Here is a 20418-nt window from a genome sequence, read left to right as displayed (position 1 = left end):
CTCATGATTACCCTGCATTCGCTCAACCAATCCCGCGCCCTGCGCATTGTTTGGCTGCTTGAAATCCTCGGTACGCCCTACCGCCTGCAAACCTACCGCCGCCATCCCGACACTTTGCTCGCCCCTGACGAACTTAAAGCCATCCATCCCTTGGGCAAATCGCCTTTATTGGATGATGACGGCTTTATCTTGGCGGAAAGCGGCGCGATTACCGACTACCTGATTCAAACCTACGGCAACGGCCATCTGATGCCCGAACGCGGCAGCCGCGAATACTGGCAATATCAACGCTGGCTGCATTATGCCGAAGGTTCGCTGATGCCGTTATTGCTGCTCGGACTGGTGTTCCGCCGGATTGAAAGCGCACCCATGCCGTTTTTCGTCAAACCGATTGCCCGCAAAATCAGCGGCAGCGTTAAAAGCAGCTTTATCCTTCCGCAAGCCGCGCTGCATCTTTCCCACATCGACAGCGAGTTGGAAAACCGCGAATGGTTGGTCGGCAACAGCCTCAGCGGTGCCGACATCATGATGAGTTATCCGCTGCAAGCCGCAGCCGACCGCTTCGATTTTGCCGACTACCCCAATATCCGCGCTTATTTGCAACTCATCGAAGCGCATGAAGCCTACCGCCGTGCCGTTGAAAAAGCAGGTTCGCCTTTATTGAAACTTGACCAATAAAACAAGGCCGTCTGAAATATTTTCAGACGGCCTGAAATCTTGGTTCACTTATCGAATAGCTTTGCAGCAAACGGCATTTTTACCCAAGCGCCGCCCGAGTGCTTTGTTCCCTCTCGCCGTTCCACTATAATGGCAACCCATATCCTTCTAAAAAATAACACCATGCCAACCGACAACCGCCCGACTCTTGCCATCGACACCAGCACATCCTTTCTGTCCATCGCATTGGAACATCAAGGCGAAATCCGCCTGTTTCACGAAAATGTCGGCACCAAGCAATCCGAACAAATCCTGCCGCAAATCGAGCGCCTCTTTAAAGAAGCAGGCATCACTGCCGCCGATTTGGGCTACATCGTCTATGCACAAGGCCCCGGCGCATTTACCGGCCTGCGTATCGGCGCGGCGGTTGCACAAGGTTTGGCCACGCCGTTTGACACGCCCATGATCGGCATTCCCTGCCTCGATGCCGCCGCTTCGCTGCTGCCGCCATCAAGCTGCGTACTGGCGGCCACCGATGCACGCATGGGCGAAGTGTTCTACGCATGGTTTGATACGCAAAACCATGTCCGCTTGAGCGATTACACGGTTGGCAAAGCCGTCGCCATTACCGCGCCCGAAGGCAAAACGCCTACCGGCGGCATCGGCAATGCCTTTGTCCTCGCCGACAAACCACCTTTTGACGGTCAAGCCGATATGCCGACCGCCGCCGACTATCTTAAACTTGCCCGCAGCGGCCGCTATCTTGCTACTGACGCGGCACACGCCGAGTTGCTCTACGTCCGCAACAAAATTGCCCTGACCGCACAAGAGCAAGCCCAACAAAAGGCCAAACCGTGAACCTGCGTCCAGCCGTACTTGCCGACTGCCCCACCCTTGCCGCCATCGACGCACAAGGCAATCCTTCGTCATGGACGGCGCAGCAGTTTGAATCAGCCGTTCAACACCATCCCGACAGCGTTTGGCTCAGCCAGGCAGACCACCAAATTACCGGCTTTATCGTGTGGCAAACCGTATTTGACGAATCCGAACTGCACCTGATTGCCGTCGCGCCCGAATACCGCCGCCAAGGCATTGCGTCCGCCCTGCTGCAACACTGGCAAAACGCAGTGCAACAACAAGGCGTAACCCGATTGCTGCTAGAAGTCCGCTCAAGCAATGAAACCGCGCAACAGCTCTACCGCAAACACGGCTTCCAAACCTGCGGCCGCCGCAAAAACTACTACGCCCTGCCCGATGGTGGCAGCGAAGATGCCGTATTGATGGAGAAATCATGTTAAGCAGCCGCTACCTGCACCTGCACGAAGCTTTGGGCTTGGGCCCGATGTGGCTGAACCGAAACGCCAAAATCATCCATGCCGCGCCTCAAGCCGCACCATCAGCCGCGCCCGTCCGCCCCAAAACCATTGCCGCCGATACCGCGCAAGCCGTGCGCACTTTATCCGCAGGTGCCCATCAGGCACGCACTGCCGCCATTGCCACTGCGCAAACGGCCAAACCTGCTGTCCGTGTTCCCGAAGCGGCACCCAAAGCCATTGCCGAAACATCGGCAAAAACAGAAAAAACCGCACATTCAGACAATCTGCCCCGCCTTGACGTAACCATCAGGCCGTCTGAAATCATGGTGGTCAGCATTTGCCCGTCCACCGAAGACAGCCTGCACGGTACGCTGTTTAGCGGCGACGTCGGCACGCTTCTCGACAACATCCTCGCCGCCATCGGCCTCAAGCCCGAGCAGGCGCACAAAACAGCATGGGTCAAAACCGCGCCCGTATTTACCGCCCTGCCCGATGCCGAACACATCCGCTCCGAGCTTGCCGAAATGCAAAACGAGTTGACCGCTTCGCAAGCGCGCGCAGTATTGTTTCTCGGCAAAATCTTCGACAGCCCCGACATGATCGGGCTGATGAACGAATTGTGCGCAGAGCGGCCGCATTTCGTCATTCCCCACCCCGCCCGCCTGCTGATGCAGCCGCAACTCAAAGCGCAGGCTTGGCAAATCTTAAAGCCATTGAAACAGCTTTTGACCAAGGCCGTCTGAACATTCTGTTCAACCTGAAATCAGGTTTTCCACCAACAAAAAAGGGCGTGTTCGACACGCCCTAATGTTTATCAATATTCCGCCGAATGCCAGAAAGGCTGGCCCACCGTCGGCGTACTGGCGCGCGCTTTCTCACGCGCCTCCACAGGTTCCGCCTCATAAGCCAGACGGCCCGACTCGACCGCAAGCGTAAAAGCGCGTGCCATATTGACCGGATCGCCGCTACGGGAAACGGCGGTATTCAGCAGCACGCCGTCAAAACCCCATTCCATCACTTGCGCCGCCTGCGAAGGCAAACCCAAACCGGCATCAATAATCAACGGCGTGTCGGGCAGGCGTTCGCGCAGGACTTTCAGCGCATAAGCATGAACCGCGCCCAAACCCGTGCCAATCGGCGCCGCCCACGGCATCAACGCCTGACAGCCTGCGTCAAGCAGTCGGCGGCAGGCGATCAGGTCTTCGGTGCAATAAGGCAGCACTTTGAAGCCGTCTTTAATCAGGATTTCCGCCGCTTCGACGAGCTGGAAGACGTCGGGCTGCAAGGTGTCGTCGTCGCCGATGAGTTCGAGTTTGATCCAATCGGTTTCAAACACTTCACGCGCCATTTGCGCAGTGGTTACGGCTTCCTGAACGCTTTGACAGCCTGCGGTATTGGGCAACACAGGTACGCCCATTTCTTCCAACAACGACCAAAAACCTTGCCCGTGCGCTTCGCCGCCGCTGCCGGCGCGGCGTAACGAAACGGTAATCATCGCCGGTTGCGCGATTTGAACAGACTGCTTGAGGATTTCCGGCGTCGGGTATGCAGCAGTACCGAGCAGCAGCCGTGAAGGGAAAGTTTCTCCGTATAGGGTAAACATGATGGATTCCTTTGTATTGTTTTTTAGATTTTAAGCATAAGGCAATCGGGCAACCCTGCCCGATATTCAAACAGGCAAAAGTCGGGCACAAATGCCCAACCTGTTGATTGCAAACCGCCTATCCGCCGACCACCGGCCGCACAATATCGACTTTGTCGTTTTCGTTCAAAACCGTTTCCGCATACGCGCCTTTGGCGACAAAATGGGTATTGACGGCAACGGCAAACGGTTTTTGCGGCGTGGTTTGGGTGATAAGGTCGGCAACGGTTGTGCCGTTTAATGTGATGGTTTCATTGTTCAATATAATCTTCATGATGTTTGCTCCTCTTGTCAGACTTCTTATTTTCAGACGGCCTTATTCATTCCACAAAGCCTGAAACGCTTTAACCACCGCTTCGGGATTTTCCGCTTCGGTCACGGCGCGGACAACAGCGAGCGAGGAAACGCCGGTGGCAAGCACATCTTCAGCGTTGTTCAAATCGATGCCGCCGATGGCAACGACGGGCGTGCCGCGTGCCTGTCTGACGTATTCGCGCAGTTTGTCCAAACCTTGCGGGGCAGTTGGCATTTGTTTGGTCGTAGTCGGAAAAATCGCGCCGCTGGCGACGTAGCTGGGGTGTACGGACAAAGCGCGGTCGAGTTCAGCGACGGAGTGCGTACTCAAGCCCAAGCGCAAACCGGCAGCTTCAATCGCGGCTAGGTCGGCAGTGTCCATGTCTTCCTGTCCAAGATGTACGCCGTATGCACCTGTGGCAATCGCTTCACGCCAGTGGTCGTTGATAAAAAGCTGGGTTGCGCTGTTTTGGCAGGCTGCGACGCAACGTTCGATTTCACGTTTCAGCTCGTCGCCATGCAAGGTTTTGCAGCGCAGTTGCACCGTGTCGGCACCTGCTTTGACCATGCGCTCGACCCAATCGGCGGTGGGAACGACGGCGTAAAATTTCAGGGGGGATTTGAGTGGCGGGAAGGTCATAACGGCTCCGAAAGGAATAATTCGTTGTTATATTATCAGAAAAGGCCGTCTGAATAATATTTGTTTTCAGACGGCCTGATTAAAAAAATGAATATTGCCCTATTCGGCTTTGGCTTTATAAAAATATGAACATACTGATGGTTTCATCAAAATTGAGTGCTATATTGGCGCCCCACATTCGGAGACACAACCCATGAAAAAATTTCTCTTGTTAGCCCCTATGATGCGCGCCCAAGCCCGCCGCAACGCCTCTTCCAACGTTGGATTACAAGTGATAGCATTCAAGTAACCTATAAATAAAGGAGAAGTATCATGATCGGATTCGTAAAATGGTATAGCTATGAAAAAGATTTTGGCTTTATCTTTGGTGAAGATGGTCATGAATACTTTTTCCGTCAAACTACTGGTTCAGACATACAAGGAAAGATAGTGAATTTCGAACCATTTGAGCATAGTCGTGGGCTGCGAGCGCGAAAGGTTAGTGATATACATAATCCTGATCCTGAACAGATCCAAAAATTGAAGAACTTATGGAAAGACTTTCATAAAGTTGAAAAACAACCCATGGCTAAAAAAGACAACTTGCTTTCAGCAGCCATAGTATCGTTGTGTTTAACTATGTTCATGACAGCTGGTTTTTTCTACATCTTAGCAGGCTTTTTTGATATTGATAGGGAGACTAACATAGTCTTGCTGTTTGTCTTCCCTGCGATAACATTTTCCGTGCTGACAATCTTTCTAAATAAGATATTCAGGAATATGAAACTGGAGTCTGACACTGATGTTGTCACTAATGATGATTGGTTAAAGGATTTCTGGGAGGATACGCTTAGGCACAATCCTTCCTATTCACATCATCCGAGCAATATTTGGCATTTATCTGAGGATTCATCCATTGATGAATTAATTTATGACCCAGCTTATTCCAATCTCAATTGCAATATATTTCATCGATCAAATGACGATTAAAAAAAACAGGCAGTTAAAAGAACTGCCTGTTTTTTTTAATCGTCTCCTAGAACCCCCTCAATTGCTTCAAGAGTTTTATAAAACACGGTCTTTGCCTCATCTGACTGCAACTCTGTACCACCACTGAAACTTAACCGTACATTGCAGTCATCTAAAGTCGTAGATTCCTCAATTTCAATGACAATATGGGCAATGCTCATAATCTATACCTCTCTCTATTGGATTGTACCGATTATTCCGTAAACGTCATCAAAAACTAAACGCCCTAATGATGTAAAGCCTAAAAAACAGCAAAGGCCGTCTGAAAATTGAAGTTTCAGACGGCCTTTTAAATAATGGTTTGAAAAAGGAAGTGTCGAACACGTCCTTTTTTCCTATTACAGCAGGAATATGGTTGCCAATCCCAAGAAAATCAGGAAGCCGCCGGAGTCGGTGACCGCGGTAATCAGCACCGAGCTGCCCAATGCCGGGTCGCGTCCGGCTTTGTCCATCATAACGGGAATGAGGACGCCGACGGTCGCGGCAAGCAAAAGGTTCAAGGTCATCGCGGCCACCATGACCAAACCGATGCCGATGTTGCCGTAGAGCAGCCATGAAATCACGCCCATCACCGTGCCCCAAATAATGCCGTTGACGAGGGCGACGCCGACTTCTTTTTTCAGCAGGCGGCCTGCCTGTGTGCCGGTCATTTGCCCCATTGCCATGGCGCGGACGATCATGGTGATGGTTTGGTTGCCGGAGTTGCCGCCGATACCGGCGACGATGGGCATCAGCGCGGCCAGTGCGACGATTTTCTCGATACTGCCTTCAAATGCGCCAATCACGCGGCTGGCGATAAAGGCGGTACACAGGTTGATGGCGAGCCACATCCAGCGGTTTTTCACCGAGTCTAAAATCGGGGCGAACAAGTCCTCTTCTTCTTGCAAACCGGCCATGTTCAACATGTCGGCTTCGGATTCTTCACGGATTACGTCCACCATTTCGTCAATGGTGATCCTGCCGATCAGCTTTTTGTTTTCATCGACAACCGGCGCAGTTACCAAGTCATAACGTTCAAACGCCTGCGCCGCTTCTTCCACATCGTCTTCCGGACGGAAGCGCACGACATCGGTGGCCATCACGTCTGCCACCATGTCTTCGGGGTCGGCGACCAAGAGTTTTCGGATGGGCAGAACGCCTTGCAACACGTCGTTTTCATCGACCACGAAAATCTTGTCGGTATGGTCAGGCAGGCTGTCGAAACGGCGCAAGTAGCGTAACACGACCTCACACGTCACATCGGCGCGGATGCTGACCAATTCAAAGTCCATAATCGCACCGACTTGGTTGTCTTCGTAAGACATTGCCGCTTTGACCTGCTCGCGCTCTTCTTCATCACGCGTTTGCAGCGCTTCGTACACCACTTGGTGCGGCAAGTCGTCTGCCAGTTCTGCCAATTCGTCTGCGTCCAAATCATCGACAGCGGCCAACAGCTCGTCTTTGTCCATGGACTCGATCAGCATTTCGCGTACGGAGTCGGATACTTCCAGCAAGACTTCGCCGTCGTCTTCAGGGGCGACCAAAAGCCAAACGATGTTACGCTCGCGCGGCGGCAGGGATTCCAAGACGGCGGCCACGTCGGCAGGGTGCAACTCGGCCAAGAGGACGGTCAGCTCGGTGAACTTGTCGCGCAGGCTTTCGTCTTCAATCGGCATGCCTGCTTCGATTTGTTCAAAGGACGGCTCGAGGATTTCGCATAAGGCGTGGATGCGGTCGATATCGTCAGAAATGCGGTCTTCTACCACATCATTGTCGGGGATATTGTCGAGATTCGGAGGGGTTTGTTCGATGCTCATAAATGCTCCGCCCGCCAGACGCGGGAAGGCATTTCGGCGGGATGATTATTGTTGTTGTGTATCAGATGGGAAGTTCAAAGACGAACTGGGAAGGTCCATAATTCAAGCCTGCTGAGAGGCGCAGAGTTGTAAACGGTGCATATTCTACTCTTTTTTAGGCCGTTTTACCATTTTTAACGGGAAAGGCCGTCTGAAATTTAAGTTTCAGACGGCCTTTTCATTTGCTCAAACCTTATTCTTTAGGCAGGCGCAGGACGGAGACGATGAATCCGCCCCAAATGACGATCAATGCGACAAGCATCATAATAATGGCTGAAGTACTCATTATTCGTCTCCTTCACGTTCGTGTTCATGTTCGTCTTTGACGTTGAAGTTCTGACCATGTTTCCACGGCAAGAAAGATAGCAGGACAGACAATACCAAGAGAGTGCCTACCATGCCCCAACCGAAGATATTGAGGAAGCTGTCAGGATAGCCGCTGTAATTCTCTTTTAAGAGGCTGGCAGTATCTTGATACAGCATATAGCCGAGCATAGCGACGGTAACCACCACGCTGGCAGTCCACACTTTACCGACACGGATGGAAGACAGCGCGTTCAAGTGGTTGCGCAGTTCCGGCAGCTTGTGCAACAGGACAATCGCCAAAACATAAACAAAACCGGAAGCCACAATGCCGTAGGTATTGATGAATTTGTCCAATACGTCCAACACAGGCAGGCCGGTAGTCGTACCGAACAGCAAGGTAGAAATAATTGCCATTGGCACGCCTGCAATCAGCGTTGCGCTGACACGGCCAATGTTCATTTTGTCTTGAATCGCAGCCACAATCACTTCAACGATGGAAATCATGGAAGTGACACCGGCAAACACCAGCGAGCCGAAGAACAACACGCCGATCAACGCACCCATAGGGGCTTGGTTAATGATGGTCGGGAACGCGATAAACGCCAAGCCGATACCGTTGGATGCCACTTCGCTGACTTCTTTGCCTGCGGTTTGAGCCATAAAGCCCAATGCAGCAAATACGCCGATACCGGCGAGCAACTCGAAGCTGCTGTTGGCAAAGCCGACAACCAAGCCTGTGCCGCCCAAGTCGGTTTTTTTCTTCAGGTAAGAAGAATAAGTAATCATGATGCCGAAGCAGATAGAGAGCGAGAAGAAAATCTGGCCATATGCGGCTACCCAGACTTTCGGATCCGCCAAACGGCTCCAGTCAGGCGTAAACAAAGCGTTCAAACCTTTTGCCGCACCCGGCAGAGTCAGCGCAATGCCCACCATGATGACGAACATCACCACCAACAAAGGCATGAAGAATGTAGATGAACCGGCCACGCCTTTTTGTACGCCCAAAGCCATAATCGCCAGCGTAAACACCCACACGGCAATCAGCGGACCAGCAACTTTGCCGACAAAATCCAAGCCCAAGTCTTTGGCATCGGCCATTTGCAGGAAGTCTTTGAAGAAGAATGCCTGCGGATCCGCACCCCATGCCGAAGTCAAAGAATAATAGGCATAGCTTGCCGCCCAGCCGACAATCACGGCGTAGTAGATACAGATGATGACGTTGGTCAGGAAGTTCCACCAACCCATCGGCTCAAACAAACGGCCGAGGCGGCGGAAAGCCAAAGGTGGCGAACCGCGGTAACGGTGGCCGATGGCGTAGTCGAGCAGCAACAGCGGAATACCTGCCGTCAACAGCGCAACCAAGTAAGGGAGGACGAAAGCACCGCCGCCGTTGTCGAAAGCGATGTAAGGGAATCGCCAAATGTTGCCTAAGCCCACGGCCGAGCCGATGGCAGCAAACATAAAGGCGCGGCGACTGCTAAACGTCGCGCGTTCGCTGGATTGAGAATTTGACACGATGAACCTCTTAAAAGTCGAGTGCCGCCAAGGCCGTTCAGCCTTGCGCGTATATATTTAGGAATCAGGCCGGGCAAGCCGGTCGGTTAAAGTAGATATTCGGACAAGGATAATATCCGGTATAGAGGATGCACCGCTTATGGCCATGCAAACATAATCTGACCTTATCGTAAAAAAATTTAACAGTGTTGACAAGTCATAATTAAATTAAAATCACAAGCAAAATCTTCATACACTACGACTAAAACCTTCATACACTTATTTATATAACCCCCAAACACAGCTCAATCCACCGTTTTTCCCTCCCTTGCTCCGACCATTTCCCCTTTGCTAAAAATCGCCCTCCCCTTATTCAATAGGGAAAAGCAGGAATCCAAGGCGTTTAAATTCCATGTCATCAAAAATGTTCAGACGGTCTTTTCCTTTTGCTCGATTAAACCCGGGCCGTCTGAAAATTACACTGTTGTATGTTGTAATCAAAAGCCACACTCAAATTCTGTTTAATATAAACAAAAACAATCCGCCTTTTCCCGTTTCATTCATTACCATGATTTAAAACGAGCATAAAACACTAAAAACAGAATTAATAAAAAATGAAATTTCAAAAAATATTAAATAACATTAAATTTAAACCTGTATTTCTACTCTAATCATCTACAATTAAAAATAATCGAACCTAAAATTTTCAATAAAACATTAATTACACAGCACTACATTTTTGCTATAATTGCCACCATTCACTCCCCACCCAAACCCAAACCCAAACCCAAAAGAAGAGGAAAAGCCATGGGTATCAAAGTTGCCATCAACGGCTACGGCCGCATCGGCCGCCAAGTAGTGCGCGCTATTTTTGACTACAAACTGCAAGACCAACTCGACATCGTTGCCATCAACGCCAGCGGCAGCATCGAGACCAACGCCCACCTGACCAAATTTGACACTGTTCACGGCCGCTTCAACTCTGAAGTTTCCCACGATGAGAAACACCTCATCATCGACGGTAAAAAAATCCCTTACTTCTCTACCCGCAACCCAGCCGAATTGCCATGGGGCGAATTGGGCGTTGACCTGGTAATGGAATGTACTGGCGCGTTCACCAGCAAAGAGAAAGCCAAAATCCACTTGGAAAGCGGCGCGAAAAAAGTGCTGATTTCCGCTCCCGGCGGCGATGACGTAGACGCAACCATCGTTTACGGCGTAAACGACGACGTGATTACCGACGACATGACCGTTATCTCCAACGCGTCTTGTACCACCAACTGCCTGGCACCTGTGGCCAAAGTATTGAACGAAAACATCGGTATCGTAAACGGCGTGATGACCACCATCCATGCGCTGACCAACGACCAAACCGTAACCGACGTACGCCACAAAGACCTGCGCCGTGCGCGTAGCGGTGTGGAAAACATGATTCCGACCAAAACCGGCGCTGCAAAAGCCGTCGGTTTGGTATTGCCGGACCTGAAAGGCAAACTCGACGGCCTCGCCATCCGCGTACCGACCGTCAACGTTTCCCTGGTTGACCTGAGCTTCCAAGCAGGCCGCGACACTTCCGCCGAAGAAATCAACGCGCTGATGAAAGCCGCTTCCGAAGAAGGCCGTCTGAAAGGCGTATTGGCCTACAATACCCTGCCGCTGGTTTCTATGGACTTCAACCACACTACCCAAGCCAGCACATTCGACTCTACGCTGACTAAAGTCACCGCAGGCAAAATGGTTAAAGTGTTCGCATGGTACGACAACGAGTGGGGCTTCAGCTGCCAAATGCTGAACACCGCGCGCCGTATGTTCGGTTTGGAAGTACGTCCGTTCTAATCGGCTTCCAACACAAAGGCCGTCTGAAACATCTTTTCAGACGGCCTTTTGTATTTCCTTTAAAATATCGCATTCCCATTTCTTTTCAGACGGCCTCTTCATGTTTCCCAACGAATCCGCCCCCAACCTCCTGCAAGGCTTAAACCCCGAACAACTCTCCGCCGTAACCTGGCCGCCACAATCCGCCCTCGTTTTGGCAGGCGCGGGCAGCGGCAAAACGCGCGTGCTGACCACGCGCATCGCATGGCTGTTGCAAAGCGGGCAAGCCAGCGTACACAGCATTATGGCGGTAACGTTTACCAACAAAGCCGCCAAAGAGATGCAAACCCGTCTCGGCGCGATGATTCCCATCAACGTCCGCGCCATGTGGCTCGGCACGTTTCACGGCTTGTGCCACCGCTTTTTACGCCTGCACCACCGCGACGCCGGCCTGCCGTCTTCCTTCCAAATCCTCGACAGCGGTGACCAGCTTTCCCTGATCAAACGCCTGCTCAAAAGCCTCAACATCGCCGAAGAAATCATCGCGCCGCGTTCGCTGCAAGGCTTTATCAACGCGCAAAAAGAATCCGGCTTGCGCGCTTCCGTCTTGAGCGCGCCCGATCCGCACACACGCCGCATGATTGAGTGCTACGCCGAATACGACAAAATCTGCCAACGCGAAGGCGTCGTCGATTTTGCCGAACTCATGCTCCGCAGCTACGAAATGCTGCAAAACAACGAAATCCTGCGCCAACACTACCAAAACCGCTTCAACCACATTCTGGTCGACGAGTTTCAAGACACCAACAAACTGCAATACGCCTGGCTCAAACTGATTGCCGGCAACCACGCCGCCGTCTTTGCCGTCGGCGACGACGACCAAAGCATTTACCGCTTCCGCGGCGCAAACGTCGGCAACATGACCGCGCTGATGGAAGAGTTCCACATCGACGCGCCCGTCAAACTCGAACAAAACTACCGCTCCGTCGGCAACATCCTCGCCGCCGCCAACGCCGTCATCGAAAACAACGACGAACGCCTCGGCAAAAACCTGCGCACCGACGCCGAAGCAGGCGACAAAATCCGCTACTACTCCGCCTTTACCGACCTCGAAGAAGCCCAATTCATCGTGGACGAAACCAAAGCCCTCGAACGTGAAGGCTGGGATTTGGACGAAATCGCCGTCCTCTACCGCAGCAACGCCCAATCCCGAGTTATCGAACAAAGCCTGTTCCGCAGCGGCATCCCCTACAAAATCTACGGCGGCCTGCGCTTTTACGAACGCCAAGAAATCAAACACGCCCTCGCCTACCTGCGCCTCGCCGTCAACCCCGACGACGACAACGCCCTCTTGCGCGTGATTAACTTCCCACCGCGCGGCATCGGCGCACGCACCATCGAAAACCTTCAGACGGCCTCAAACGAACAAGGCATCACCCTCTGGCAGGCAGCCTGCAACGCCGGCGCAAAAGCCACCAAAATCGCCGCCTTCGTCCGCCTGATTGAAGCCCTGCACAACCAAGTCGGACAACTGCCCCTGTCCGAAATCATCGTCGGCATCCTCAAAGACAGCGGCCTGACCGAACACTACCGAACCCAAAAAGGCGACAACCAAGACCGTCTCGACAACCTCGACGAACTCGTCAACGCCGCCATCGAGTTCAAACCCGAAGACAGCAACTTTGAAACCCTGCCCGAAAACATTTCAGACGACCCCGCTTTCCCCATCCTCGCCTTCCTCAGCAACGCCGCCCTCGAATCCGGCGAAAACCAAGCAGGCGCAGGCGAAAAAGCCGTCCAACTGATGACCGTCCACGCCTCCAAAGGTTTGGAATTTAACGCCGTCTTCCTCACCGGCATGGAAGAAGGCCGCTTCCCCAGCGAAATGAGCCTTGCCGAACGCGGCGGCCTCGAAGAAGAACGCCGCCTCATGTACGTCGCCATCACCCGCGCCCGCAAACGCCTCTACATCACCATGGCGCAACAACGAATGCTTCACGGACAAACCCAATTCGGCATCGTCTCCCGCTTCGTCGAAGAAATCCCGCCCGAAGTATTGCACTATCTGTCCGTCAAAAAACCCGCCTACGACAGCTACGGCAATACACGCCCAACCGCCGTACAACGGGACAAAATCATCGAAGACTTCAAACAGCCGCAAACCTACGCAGGCTTCCGCATCGGCCAAAACGTCCGCCACGCCAAATTCGGCACCGGCGTCATCATCGATGCCGTGGACAAAGGCGAATCCGCCCGACTGACCATCAACTTCGGCAAACAGGGCGTGAAAGAGCTGGATACCAAGTTTGCGAAACTGGAAGAGATGTAGAAGGGAGATGACAGAGGTCGTCTGAAACCCGTAGCGTGGGCTTTGCCTACGAATCAAACTCAAAATTTCAGACGACCTTTTTAGCTGACATTATCTTGGGCAAAGCCCACGCTACAATGCACATTGACGAGGCAAATAGAGATGTAGGTCGGATACTTGTATCCGACAAAAAACATTTGGTGCGTCTATCGTTTCCGAAAAAACGCTGTTGGAAAATGTCGGATTTGAGAATCCGACCTACGGCAGAAAAACTGTAGTAAGAACAAGGCAAATAGTCGTCTGAAAAAGGGAGGAGCAATTTTTGCCGAAACCTCCGCCGTCATTCTCGCGCAGGCGGGAATGACGGACGATAAAAGTCGGGTATAGATACCTAACCCCTGTTTATAACTGAAATCAATAAGGAAGAACATTATGTCCCAAGTTTTTAAAGATTTTGATTTGTCCTCCGTATGGAAAACTAATAGTTGGGCAGATGAAAACTACAAAGAAGCCCCGTTTACCCCTGAAATTTTGGCTGCCGTAGAAAGTGAGCTAGGCTATAAATTGCCGCAAAGTTTTATTGAATTGATGGCAGTACAAAACGGCGGGATATTTGTTAAAAACTGCTTTCCGACCACGCAGAAAAATTCGTGGGCGAAAGATCATGTGCAAATTTGCGAGATGTCGGGAATCGGTTTTGAAAAAGAAGGAAGTCTGTGCGGCGCGATGGGGCAAAAACTTTGGCTGGAAGAATGGGAGTATCCGCCTATCGGCGTGTATTTGGCCACCGACCCGTCAGGAGGTCATGCCCTGTTTGCCTTGGACTATCGAGAGTGTGGAAAAGACGGCGAGCCGAAAGTGGTGCTTGTCGAACAAGAATGGGATTTTGAAATAGTCGAACTTGCCCCCGATTTTGAAACCTTTATCCGCAACTTGCGGCATGAAGATGAGTTTTTAGATAACTAATAAAGAGTAGGCCGTCTGAAAATTTTTCAGACGGCCTTTTAACATCTACCTATTAAGCCGAAAAAGCCTTATATGCCATTGAAACGATAATCAGCAAAACCGTTACGACCAAAACCTTACGAATAACTTCCCCGTTTGAATTGATAGCATGGAGGCTGCCAAAATGGTTGCCCAACAAATTTGCCAAAATCATCGGGATTCCGATTAGGAACGCCATTTTCCCTGCTATCAAGAAGGCAACAAATGCCCCGATGTTAGAAGCAAAATTGAAAATCTTGGAAGTAGCCGAAGCCTGCAACAACGACAATTTGTTAATGACAAACAAAGCAATGATGAAAATACTACCTGTACCCGGGCCAAAAAAACCGTCATAAAAACCAACAATCAGACAAGTTAAAAATACGGCGATAACGGATTTTTTTATCTCGCCACGCTCGTCTTCTTTTTTCAGCAAAACACCTTTAAACAAAGTTGCCAGCAAGCCTATGGGCAAAAACGCAAGAATAATGTAATTGATGGTTTCCACCGGAAGAATCAAAATGACTTTTGCACCGACAAATGCCCCAATTAAAGCCGCAACAATGCCAACCGGCACAATATGCCATACAATCGAACTGCTCTTCATAAAATTTTTAATCGCAGCCACCGTACCGATGGTACTCACCAATTTTTCCTGTGCCAACGCGACCTGAGGCGGTAAACCTACCATCAAAAATGCGGGAATCAAAATCAGCCCTGCTCCGCCCGCAATAGCATCGACATAGCCCGCAATCAAAGACGCGACAACCAGCAGGAAAAGGCCGAGATAAAAATAATCGGCAATAATACTGCCGGGAATGAATAATTGTTCCATGGATTGTTTCCTCTTGATTAAATTTTTTGTTATTAAAAGTTATTAACTGCTCAATACATCGCCCTTCTTCGTCAAAACATATTGATAAACTTCTTCTACCGTAGCTTCGTCATAGCTTTTGCCAAAGCGTTTTTTGTAGCCCAGTTCGTATAGTTTTACATGATGCCCTTCCGGGATTTCAACGCCCACATTTTCCAAACACGATTTGGCGCAATGCAGATGACAGCCGTCAATAACCAACATCGGCCGTCCGGACTGCGCTTTGCGTACCAACGGCGCGACTTTGCCGCCTACGCCGGAAATGCACGACATTTCAAATTCTCCGGCATGGTCGAGCGCCACGGCTGTGTTGTTGGCCAGCTGCGCCACATCGGAACATCCGGAACAAGAATAAATTAAGGGAAGCTCATTGCGGTTAGGCATTTTCTATTTCCTCCGGTAGCGGTTTTTATCTTTATATTGCCATCCATAGTCAATCTGTCGGGCGCATCATGCGTGGTATGCAGACCCGTTTTCTTTTTTCAGACGGCCTACGGCTTATCCATTTATATAATATTAAAAGGCATCATAACTCAATACGATTAGACATTCTAGAACAAAGCAGATTGCACCTTCTAAAAAATAAAGGCCGTCTGAAAACAGATAACGCTGCTTTTTCAGACGGCCTTTTTATTTGAAGTTAATGATTAGGCTTTGTGTTCGCCATCATTTTCTGCTTTGGGCGGAACGGGGGCAAACCAGCCGACCAGAAGCAGCAGCAGGCCAACAATGATGAAGGAGGCAATGCGCTCAATACCGCCGCTGTTGGAAAGCTCGATCAGGAAGAGTTTGACGACTACGATGCCCATCAGCGTCGCGCCTGTCATCCAGTAGGAATGCTATTTCAGAATCAGAAATATGGTCAGGAGCAGATTTTTTAATCTGTACTCCGTCGCATAAGTCTGAAAAGAAAAATCGCGACAGCTATTAAAAAACAAGCAAGTAAAAAATCCATCTTATGTTACCAATTCTATTCATTTTTTTATTTTCGATACCATAATTATTTTTTAATTACACCCATTGAAATGGTGGTTGCCATTAAATCAAATTCTTAAAATCTAGTCATGTTGAATATAACATCGTCTGAAAACCTTGAAAGGTTTTCAGACGACCTTGGATATGTTTGAATTCAAATACTTTTGATATTATTGCAACTTTTATCGAAATTGAAGTATTCGACCTCCAATTACTAGCTTAACATTACCCTTTTTCATAATTTGAAGATTATCAAACCATATATCAATAAAGTCTTCCTGGTAAATTTTTATTGATAAAATATCACATATATTTTTTACAGAGCCAGAATATTCCTCACCCAAATTATAGTCTTCTAATATTAAATCTATACAGTCTCTAGAATAGTTATAATCTGATTGAACATATTCAACTAAATATCCATAGAATGAATTTATTATTTTATCAATACCTAACGATATACTTTGTTCATCAGTGATTAATTTATCCGTTTTTACCTGCATGATACCTAGCGTTATTTCCCTAGGGCTATGCTTAGCTACAAAATTTTCAATCAATCTAGCATTCTTTGGTCTATTAAAATCTTCAAATATCATTATAGAATAAACAACCAATTGAAGAAACTTAAGATTATTAATTCTAAAATCATTATTGTTTGTATCCCATTCTTTTGCAATCTCTACCTTTTTATAAATATTTTCTAAGCCATCCTCAAGATTAGATTTAATATATTTATCATACAAAGAGATAAAATTCTTATATTTAATAGCTATATATTTTGAGATTCTTTCTTTTTTCTTAGCTTCGGGCAATTCAATTTTATTTATGATATTAAATATAAACAAACCAATTATTATCCATAACTCATTAGAAATAGTATTAAAATCTGGAATCAATGGTTTTTTAGGTAAGATTAACTTAACGTATACAAAATAACTAACAATGCTAATAGTAATTGCATAAAATATCTGCAGCTTCCAATCTAGGATATGCAGTCTACCCATGAACAAATTAATAAATAATCTTAATAAAACAGAGTAAATAGTAACTATGTAAATACTTTCTGTGAATCTATCGAGTTGAAAACTATAAAGAATTGCAGATATTAAAATAATAAAAATTGCAGGAGTAAGTACCTTTAGAGAAAAATTAAAAGCAGCAGAGTCCTCTCTATCTACAATAAAATCAATTTTATGATAGCCAAGAGAATAAGAATGTTTACCCAACCAATTTGATATAAAAAATAATGCAATTGCTAAAATAGGATAGATAATTACATACAATAAGACATTCATAGAAAATTCTTTCTTATTCAAAATAATAAATTTATAGTTTATCAATGTGCCTCTTCCCAATTCATACCCACGCCCACTTCAGCCACCAGCGGCACGTTCAACATCCCTTCGTCCACTTTCGCCATAATCTGCGGCAGTTTTTCTTTGACTAAATCCAGTTCGGCTTCGGGTACTTCCAACACCAGTTCGTCATGCACCTGCATAATCAGTTTGCTCTTCAGGCCGTCTGAAACCAGCCAGCGGGACACGTCTATCATGGCGCGTTTGATGAGGTCGGATGCGGTGCCCTGCATGGGGGCGTTGATGGCGGCGCGTTCGGCTCCGGCGCGGGCGTTGGCGTTTTTGTTGTGGATGTCGGGCAGGTAGAGGCGGCGGCCGAACAGGGTTTCGACGAAGCCTTGCGCGGCGGCTTGTTCTTTAGTGCGCTGCATGTATTCGGCGACGCCGGGATAGCGGGCGAAGTAGCGGTCGATAAAGTTTTTGGCGGAGATGTTGTCGATGCCCAATGATTTGGCGAGGCCGTATTGGCCCATGCCGTAAATGAGGCCGAAGTTGATGGTTTTGGCGTAGCGGCGTTGTTCGGACGAGACGTTTTCAGGGGCAATGCCGAACACTTCGGCGGCGGTGCGGCGGTGTACGTCTTCGCCGTTTTGGAACGCTGTAATCAGGGTTTTGTCGCCGGAGAGGTGCGCCATGATGCGCAGCTCGATTTGGGAATAGTCGGCGGAAACGATGACGCTGCCTTGCGGTGCGGTAAAGGCGCGGCGCACGCGGCGGCCTTCGGCGGTGCGGATGGGGATGTTTTGCAGGTTGGGGTTGTTGCTGGCGAGGCGGCCGGTAATGGCGACGGCTTGAGCGTAGGTGGTATGCACGCGACCGTCTTTGGGCGAAATCATTTCGGGCAGTTTGTCGGTGTAAGTGGATTTGAGTTTTGCCAGGCTGCGGTTTTGCAGGATGATTTTGGGCAATGGATAATCGGGCGCGAGCTGTTCGAGCACGGCTTCGTTGGTGGAAATGCCGCCTTTGGCAGTTTTTTTCAGTCCTTTGGTGGGGATGCCCATTTTGTCGAACAGGATTTCTTGAAGCTGTTTGGGCGAGTTGAGGTTGAACGGCTGGCCTGCGGCGGCGTAGGCTTCTTGTTCGAGCTTCATCAGTTCGGCGCCGAGTTCTGCGCTTTGGCGGGCGAGTTCGGCGCGGTCGATTTGTACGCCGTTGCGTTCCATTTCAAACAATACTTGCGCAACAGGCAGCTCCATTTTTTCATACATTTCAAGCTGTTTGTCGTCCATTTGCGCGCGCAGGTGCGCTTCGAGGCGCAGGGCAAAATCTGCGTCTTGTGCGGCGTATTCGGTCGCCTGCCCGATAGCGACGTCGGCAAAACCGATTTGTTTCGCGCCTTTGCCGCACAGCGATTCGTAGGTAATGGTTTCCAAGCCCAGCCAGCGTTCGGACAATTCGTCCAAGCCGTGTCCGAGATGGCTCTCGATGATATAGGAAGCAAGCATGGAATCGCCGGCAATGCCGTTCAGGGCGATGTCGTAGTTGGCGAAAACGTGTTGGTCGTATTTGAGGTTTTGCCCGATTTTTTTCAGGGCAGGATTTTCCAAATGCGGTTTCAGACGGCCTAATACTTCTTGCAAATCAAGTTGTTCGGGCGCAGCAGTCAGGCTGTGTCCTACGGGGATGTAAACCGCTTCGCCTGCTTGGAACGCGATGCTGATGCCGACCAGCGCGGCGTTCATCGCGTCTAGGGAAGTGGTTTCCGTATCGATGCCGATTGTGTCCGCCTGCGCCAGTTTGTCCAACAAAGCGGCAAACTGCGCTTCGGTGGTAACGGCTTGATAATCCAACTTTTCGGGGGCGGGGGCATGTTCTATGATTTTTTCAGACGACGTTTCCATGTCCAACGCCGCCTGTTCGCCTATCGTATCGCTGCCGAACAAATCGCCGTCCACCGCTTCGTGCATACGGCTTTCCGCTTCTTTCAGCCAAGTGCGGAAGCCCCAGCGTTTGAAATCGACAACCAGCTGCGCCCATTTAGGCGTAGTACGGCGCAGGCTTTCGAGGCCGTCTGAAAGCTCGGTGTGCAAATCCAAATCGGTTTTAATCGTTACCAAATCATACGACAGCGGCAGTTGTTCCAAAGCAGCTTGCAGGTTTTCTCCCACCTTGCCTTTGACTTCGGCAGCGTGTTCCATCACACCAGCCAGCGAGCCATAGACTTCCAGCCACTTCACCGCAGTTTTCGGGCCGCATTTTTCCACACCCGGCACGTTGTCCACCTTGTCGCCCATCAGCGCGAGATAATCGCGGATTTGGTCGGGGCGCACACCGAATTTTTCCTTCACGCCTTCAATATCTAGCGTTTCGCCGCTCATCGTGTTCACCAGTGTCACGCGCTCATTTACTAACTGCGCCATGTCCTTATCGCCGGTAGATACCACCACGTTCCACCCTGCTTCGCTAGCCATCTTAGCCAAAGTGCCGATAACGTCGTCCGCTTCCACCTGCGGAATCACCAATACCGGCCAGCCCATCAGGCGCACCAAATCCGGCAAGGCTTCCGCCTGAGGGCGCAAATCGTCCGGCATCGGCGGGCGCGTCGCCTTATAGTCGGGGAACATCTCGTGGCGAAAATTTTTGCCCTTAGCGTCAAACACCACCGCGCAATATTCATGCACATAATCCGCCCGCAGCCGGCGCAGCATGTTCAACACACCATACATCGCCCCCGTCGGCGCACCATCGGGCGCAGACAAATTCTGCCCCATGGCATGATAGGCGCGGTAAAGATAAGAAGAGCCGTCAACGAGAAGGAGTGTGGGTTTGTTGGACATGGAGAACCTGCTGTGTGTATGAAAATAATGTACGGATTATAAAGGAAAAGGCCGTCTGAAAACCGAAAATCAAGTTTCAGACAGCCTGATGTTTACATAAATATACGGTTTCAGGTATTGCGCCTCAGAATCCCATCT

General features: G+C 49.9%; 19 protein-coding genes and 1 pseudogene. 8 read left to right on the top strand and 12 right to left on the bottom strand.

Annotated features, from left to right (window positions below; translation table 11 throughout):
* Positions 1-3 precede the first annotated feature (3 nt).
* From ACTHSN_RS05225 to ACTHSN_RS05210, 4 genes are all read left to right on the top strand, one after another.
* Entirely contained in the window at positions 4-678 is a 675-nt protein-coding gene (locus tag ACTHSN_RS05225) for a glutathione S-transferase family protein (protein WP_070459670.1), read from the top strand.
* A gap of 129 nt (positions 679-807) precedes the next feature.
* Positions 808-1515 (top strand): tRNA (adenosine(37)-N6)-threonylcarbamoyltransferase complex dimerization subunit type 1 TsaB, encoded by a 708-nt coding sequence (gene tsaB / locus ACTHSN_RS05220; RefSeq protein ID WP_440365174.1) that lies wholly within the window; start codon positions 808-810, stop codon positions 1513-1515.
* The gene (rimI, locus tag ACTHSN_RS05215; protein ID WP_440365141.1) at positions 1512-1955 is read left to right on the top strand and encodes a ribosomal protein S18-alanine N-acetyltransferase; all 444 of its coding nucleotides are present in this window, start codon (positions 1512-1514) and stop codon (positions 1953-1955) included. Before tsaB ends, rimI begins: the two co-directional genes overlap by 4 nt.
* Positions 1949-2716, top strand: a complete 768-nt coding sequence (locus ACTHSN_RS05210; protein WP_107867978.1) for a uracil-DNA glycosylase family protein — start codon at positions 1949-1951, stop codon at positions 2714-2716. The genes rimI and ACTHSN_RS05210 overlap by 7 nt, the downstream gene beginning before the upstream one ends.
* 71 nt (positions 2717-2787) lie before the next feature.
* Here ACTHSN_RS05210 and ACTHSN_RS05205 read toward each other — a convergent pair whose 3' ends face one another.
* The 3 genes from ACTHSN_RS05205 to thiE form a co-directional block, all read right to left on the bottom strand.
* Positions 2788-3576 carry a thiazole synthase gene (locus tag ACTHSN_RS05205; RefSeq protein ID WP_107867977.1) on the bottom strand — a complete coding sequence of 263 codons (789 nt, stop codon included), beginning with the start codon at positions 3574-3576 and terminating at the stop codon, positions 2788-2790.
* A 118-nt stretch (positions 3577-3694) separates the two neighbouring features.
* Positions 3695-3889 carry a sulfur carrier protein ThiS gene (gene thiS / locus ACTHSN_RS05200; RefSeq protein WP_107867976.1) on the bottom strand — a complete coding sequence of 65 codons (195 nt, stop codon included), beginning with the start codon at positions 3887-3889 and terminating at the stop codon, positions 3695-3697.
* 42 nt (positions 3890-3931) lie between these two features.
* On the bottom strand, positions 3932-4549 hold the full coding sequence (gene thiE / locus ACTHSN_RS05195) for a thiamine phosphate synthase (RefSeq protein WP_440365140.1): 618 nt from the start codon (positions 4547-4549) through the stop codon (positions 3932-3934).
* Between the two features lie 312 nt (positions 4550-4861).
* On the opposite strand from thiE, the gene ACTHSN_RS05190 reads away from it, so the two are divergent.
* Positions 4862-5518 (top strand): cold shock domain-containing protein, encoded by a 657-nt coding sequence (locus tag ACTHSN_RS05190; protein ID WP_315112282.1) that lies wholly within the window; start codon positions 4862-4864, stop codon positions 5516-5518.
* 35 nt (positions 5519-5553) lie between these two features.
* Here ACTHSN_RS05190 and ACTHSN_RS05185 read toward each other — a convergent pair whose 3' ends face one another.
* From ACTHSN_RS05185 to ACTHSN_RS05170, 4 genes are all read right to left on the bottom strand, one after another.
* Positions 5554-5718, bottom strand: coding sequence for a hypothetical protein (locus ACTHSN_RS05185; protein ID WP_315112285.1), 165 nt, complete (start codon positions 5716-5718; stop codon positions 5554-5556).
* Positions 5719-5895: 177 nt separating this feature from the next.
* Positions 5896-7353 carry a magnesium transporter gene (gene mgtE / locus ACTHSN_RS05180; RefSeq protein ID WP_440365139.1) on the bottom strand — a complete coding sequence of 486 codons (1458 nt, stop codon included), beginning with the start codon at positions 7351-7353 and terminating at the stop codon, positions 5896-5898.
* 232 nt (positions 7354-7585) lie between these two features.
* Complete coding sequence (locus ACTHSN_RS05175; RefSeq protein ID WP_036472778.1) at positions 7586-7678, bottom strand: methionine/alanine import family NSS transporter small subunit; 93 nt, start codon at positions 7676-7678, stop codon at positions 7586-7588.
* Complete coding sequence (locus ACTHSN_RS05170) at positions 7678-9213, bottom strand: sodium-dependent transporter (protein ID WP_083315932.1); 1536 nt, start codon at positions 9211-9213, stop codon at positions 7678-7680. Before ACTHSN_RS05170 ends, ACTHSN_RS05175 begins: the two co-directional genes overlap by 1 nt.
* A 786-nt stretch (positions 9214-9999) precedes the next feature.
* Between ACTHSN_RS05170 and gap the strand changes: the two genes are divergently transcribed.
* The 3 genes from gap (at position 10000) to ACTHSN_RS05155 (ending at position 14281) form a co-directional block, all read left to right on the top strand.
* The gene (gene gap, locus ACTHSN_RS05165) at positions 10000-11028 is read left to right on the top strand and encodes a type I glyceraldehyde-3-phosphate dehydrogenase (protein WP_003682614.1); all 1029 of its coding nucleotides are present in this window, start codon (positions 10000-10002) and stop codon (positions 11026-11028) included.
* Between the two features lie 100 nt (positions 11029-11128).
* Positions 11129-13336, top strand: coding sequence for a DNA helicase II (gene uvrD, locus ACTHSN_RS05160; RefSeq protein WP_440365138.1), 2208 nt, complete (start codon positions 11129-11131; stop codon positions 13334-13336).
* Between the two features lie 411 nt (positions 13337-13747).
* A complete protein-coding gene (locus ACTHSN_RS05155) occupies positions 13748-14281 on the top strand; it encodes an SMI1/KNR4 family protein (protein ID WP_070459738.1) in 534 nt (177 codons plus the stop codon).
* Positions 14282-14333: 52 nt separating this feature from the next.
* Here ACTHSN_RS05155 and ACTHSN_RS05150 read toward each other — a convergent pair whose 3' ends face one another.
* The 5 genes and pseudogenes from ACTHSN_RS05150 to polA all read right to left on the bottom strand — a co-directional run bounded on the left by ACTHSN_RS05150 (position 14334) and on the right by polA (position 20280).
* Complete coding sequence (locus ACTHSN_RS05150) at positions 14334-15134, bottom strand: sulfite exporter TauE/SafE family protein (protein WP_070459741.1); 801 nt, start codon at positions 15132-15134, stop codon at positions 14334-14336.
* 42 nt (positions 15135-15176) lie between these two features.
* Positions 15177-15557 (bottom strand): putative zinc-binding protein, encoded by a 381-nt coding sequence (locus ACTHSN_RS05145; protein WP_003748129.1) that lies wholly within the window; start codon positions 15555-15557, stop codon positions 15177-15179.
* A 263-nt stretch (positions 15558-15820) separates the two neighbouring features.
* A pseudogene (locus ACTHSN_RS05140) lies at positions 15821-16006 on the bottom strand (DUF2339 domain-containing protein); the annotation flags it as partial.
* A gap of 324 nt (positions 16007-16330) precedes the next feature.
* The gene (locus tag ACTHSN_RS05135; RefSeq protein WP_070459744.1) at positions 16331-17443 is read right to left on the bottom strand and encodes a hypothetical protein; all 1113 of its coding nucleotides are present in this window, start codon (positions 17441-17443) and stop codon (positions 16331-16333) included.
* Between the two features lie 41 nt (positions 17444-17484).
* A complete protein-coding gene (gene polA, locus ACTHSN_RS05130) occupies positions 17485-20280 on the bottom strand; it encodes a DNA polymerase I (protein ID WP_107768671.1) in 2796 nt (931 codons plus the stop codon).
* Between the last annotated feature and the right edge of the window lie 138 nt (positions 20281-20418).

The sequence above is a fragment of the Neisseria sp. P0009.S010 genome (assembly GCF_051958545.1).
Classification (GTDB): Bacteria; Pseudomonadota; Gammaproteobacteria; order Burkholderiales; family Neisseriaceae; genus Neisseria; species Neisseria subflava_A.
This window is presented reverse-complemented; position numbering and strand designations above follow the sequence as displayed.

Excerpts from the sequence above, each read along its gene's own strand:
- ACTHSN_RS05225 (WP_070459670.1), top strand. The coding sequence starts at position 4 with ATGATTACCCTGCATTCGCTCAACCAATCCCGCGCCCTGCGCATTGTT.
- tsaB (WP_440365174.1), top strand. The coding sequence starts at position 808 with ATGGCAACCCATATCCTTCTAAAAAATAACACCATGCCAACCGACAAC.
- ACTHSN_RS05210 (WP_107867978.1), top strand. The coding sequence starts at position 1,949 with ATGTTAAGCAGCCGCTACCTGCACCTGCACGAAGCTTTGGGCTTGGGC.
- ACTHSN_RS05205 (WP_107867977.1), bottom strand. The coding sequence starts at position 3,576 with ATGTTTACCCTATACGGAGAAACTTTCCCTTCACGGCTGCTGCTCGGT.
- thiS (WP_107867976.1), bottom strand. The coding sequence starts at position 3,889 with ATGAAGATTATATTGAACAATGAAACCATCACATTAAACGGCACAACC.
- thiE (WP_440365140.1), bottom strand. The coding sequence starts at position 4,549 with ATGACCTTCCCGCCACTCAAATCCCCCCTGAAATTTTACGCCGTCGTT.
- ACTHSN_RS05190 (WP_315112282.1), top strand. The coding sequence starts at position 4,862 with ATGATCGGATTCGTAAAATGGTATAGCTATGAAAAAGATTTTGGCTTT.
- ACTHSN_RS05185 (WP_315112285.1), bottom strand. The coding sequence starts at position 5,718 with ATGAGCATTGCCCATATTGTCATTGAAATTGAGGAATCTACGACTTTA.
- mgtE (WP_440365139.1), bottom strand. The coding sequence starts at position 7,353 with ATGAGCATCGAACAAACCCCTCCGAATCTCGACAATATCCCCGACAAT.
- ACTHSN_RS05175 (WP_036472778.1), bottom strand. The coding sequence starts at position 7,678 with ATGAGTACTTCAGCCATTATTATGATGCTTGTCGCATTGATCGTCATT.
- gap (WP_003682614.1), top strand. The coding sequence starts at position 10,000 with ATGGGTATCAAAGTTGCCATCAACGGCTACGGCCGCATCGGCCGCCAA.
- uvrD (WP_440365138.1), top strand. The coding sequence starts at position 11,129 with ATGTTTCCCAACGAATCCGCCCCCAACCTCCTGCAAGGCTTAAACCCC.
- ACTHSN_RS05155 (WP_070459738.1), top strand. The coding sequence starts at position 13,748 with ATGTCCCAAGTTTTTAAAGATTTTGATTTGTCCTCCGTATGGAAAACT.
- ACTHSN_RS05150 (WP_070459741.1), bottom strand. The coding sequence starts at position 15,134 with ATGGAACAATTATTCATTCCCGGCAGTATTATTGCCGATTATTTTTAT.
- ACTHSN_RS05145 (WP_003748129.1), bottom strand. The coding sequence starts at position 15,557 with ATGCCTAACCGCAATGAGCTTCCCTTAATTTATTCTTGTTCCGGATGT.
- ACTHSN_RS05135 (WP_070459744.1), bottom strand. The coding sequence starts at position 17,443 with ATGAATGTCTTATTGTATGTAATTATCTATCCTATTTTAGCAATTGCA.
- polA (WP_107768671.1), bottom strand. The coding sequence starts at position 20,280 with ATGTCCAACAAACCCACACTCCTTCTCGTTGACGGCTCTTCTTATCTT.